At 76.0% G+C, this 2,207-nt stretch carries 3 protein-coding genes; 1 reads left to right on the plus strand and 2 read right to left on the minus strand.

What is annotated here, in order from left to right; genetic code table 11:
• Positions 1 to 649: peptidyl-tRNA hydrolase (locus ACLIYP_RS30250; protein WP_412716268.1), on the minus strand; the 649-nt coding region annotated here is incomplete at its 3' end.
• Between the two features lie 89 nt (positions 650 to 738).
• On the opposite strand from ACLIYP_RS30250, the gene ACLIYP_RS30255 reads away from it, so the two are divergent.
• Positions 739 to 957 carry a hypothetical protein gene (locus tag ACLIYP_RS30255; RefSeq protein ID WP_412716269.1) on the plus strand — a complete coding sequence of 73 codons (219 nt, stop codon included), beginning with the start codon at positions 739 to 741 and terminating at the stop codon, positions 955 to 957.
• Between the two features lie 33 nt (positions 958 to 990).
• Here ACLIYP_RS30255 and ACLIYP_RS30260 read toward each other — a convergent pair whose 3' ends face one another.
• Positions 991 to 2,121, minus strand: coding sequence for a polysaccharide deacetylase family protein (locus ACLIYP_RS30260; protein ID WP_412716270.1), 1,131 nt, complete (start codon positions 2,119 to 2,121; stop codon positions 991 to 993).
• Positions 2,122 to 2,207 lie beyond the last annotated feature (86 nt).

The raw sequence follows: 2,207 nt of genomic DNA on the forward strand, positions 1-2,207 counted from the left end.
GCCCGCGTGGGGCCGTGCGGACCGCGAGCGGGAAGCCGGCCGCGCGCCAGGCGGCCCGCGCCGCGCCGTCCAGCGCCCACCAGGCGAGCTGGGCGCCGTGCCCGGCCTGGGCCATCGCCTTGCCCGCGGACATCTCCAGTTCAGGATTGAGCCACAGCACGGGCGTGCCCGGCTCCGGCTCGGCGGGCGGTACGGGGTCCTCCAGTTCGGTGCCGGAGACCTGGAGGCGGGCCAGGTCCTTCGGCCAGCCGTCCAGCGGCACGGGCGGGAACACGCGCACCTCGGCCGGGGGCTCGCCGTCTCCGGTCACCGTGACGCCCGGCAGTGCGCAGGCCCGCCGCCACTCCGCGCCGCGCGCCCGGCGCACCACCTTGCGGATGCGCCCGTCCTGCCAGTCGCGCACCGCCTGGTGCCAGTCGCCGCCGGGGTCCGTCGCGCGCTCGTCCGACAGCATCACCAGCACCGCGCGCGCCGCCGTCCGGAGGGCGTCGGTACGGGCGGGCGGGCCGGAGGGAGCGGACCGCTCGATCCGGACGACGAGCGGCAGGACGTACTGCGGGGCCGCGTCCCGGGCGGCCGCCCCGCGAGTGGCGGCGGGGTCGGAGAAGGCGCCGGAGGAGGGCTCGGGAGAGGCGTCGGAGGTGCTCACGGGGCCAGTGTGCCAGCCGCCGCACGGGCGTCCGCGCCCGCTTCCGTACGAGGTCCCGGGCGGGCGGGGCCGGGAGTACCCTCGGCCCCATGGAGTTCGTATCCGGCTGGACCCCGCCCGAGACGGCGGCCGCCCGCGACGGGGGCGCGGAGCGCTCCGGCGGCACCCCCGACGGCGCCGGGCGCGAGGAGCGGGCCGTGTGCGTGCAGTGCGGCGAGCCGACCGAGTACCCGGCGAGCACGCGCGGCGCGACGCTGTGCCCGGTGTGCGAGTGGCACGAGGCCGAGCGCGTGGCCTGCTCCTGCTGAACGGAGCCGGACAGGACCGCCCGGGACCGGGACTCAGTCCCGCCCCATGGCCGAGGCGATCATCTCCGAGACGTGCACGATGCGGTATCCGCGCTCCCTCAGCTCCGGGACGATCCGGCGGACGGCCTTCTCCGTGGCCGGGGCCTTCTCGCGGTCGCAGTGCATCACCACCACCGAACCGGGCCTGATGTCCTTCAGCACCCGCTCGGCCACCTTCTTGGGATCCTTCTCCCCGGCGTCCGGCGCCACGACGTCGCCGGCCACCGCCGTCACCTCCGCCGGGGCGATCGCCCGCCGGGAGCGGTCGTCGAAGCAGCCGCCGGGGAAGCGGAAGTAGGGCGTCAGGTTCTTCACCCCCGCCGCACGGATGGCCTTCTGCCCTTTGCGCACGTCCGCGAGCTGCTTGCCGGGTGCGAGCACGGGGAGGTCGCGGCAGTCGCTGGTGAAGGCGCGGTGGGAGTGGGAGAGGTTGCCGACCTCGAACAGGTCGTCGCTGCCGATGGAGCGCGCCTGTTGCTCGTAGGTCTGCGCCCACAGGCCCGACATGAAGACGGTCGCGGGGACCTTCTCGCGGCGCAGGGCGGAGACGAGCCCGGGGTTGTCGTGGCGCTCGCCGTCCTCCTCGGCGCGCTCGCGGTCCTCGGCGGACAGGGCCGCGTCGAAGGTCAGCGCCACGACCTTGTCACCCTTGTCGCCGCTCTTCTCGGTCTTCTCGGCGTTCTCCCGGTTCTCCCGGTTCTCGCCGTCCTCCTCGGGTTTCTCCTCCTGCTCCCCGGGCTTCTCCTCCGGCTTCCCGGCCTCGCCGGCGGCGGCCCGCGGGTCCCCGGTGCGCGGACCGTGCCGGAAGACGGGCACACGGCCGCTGATGGAGGCGGGCAGGGTCGCGTACCGGCCGGAGGACGACGCGTCCCGGCCGTCGCCCTCGGGGCGGGAGACGGAGGAGCGGGGAGAGGCGGAGAAGTCGCCCTTCCCGGAGGTCTTCTCCTCCGGTCCCTCCCCCGACCCCTCCCCGGATCCCTCCGAAGCGGCCGGTGAGGAGGGTGCGGCCGGGGAGGCGCCGGCCCGGGTGGTATCGCCACCCGGGCCCGCGCAGCCCGCCGCCGCGGCGGCGACCAGGGCGAGAGCGGTCAGGGGACGGGCGGTACGGCGCACGGAGACGGTCATGATCGGAACGTAACGGCGTTCCGGCGCGATCGCGCGGGGTGCTGCTCTTGTCGGACTACCGTCACCCCCGGCCCGGGTGACACCCG

It is taken from the genome of Streptomyces nanhaiensis (assembly GCF_046614825.1).
Lineage (GTDB): Bacteria > Actinomycetota > Actinomycetes > Streptomycetales > Streptomycetaceae > Streptomyces > Streptomyces radiopugnans.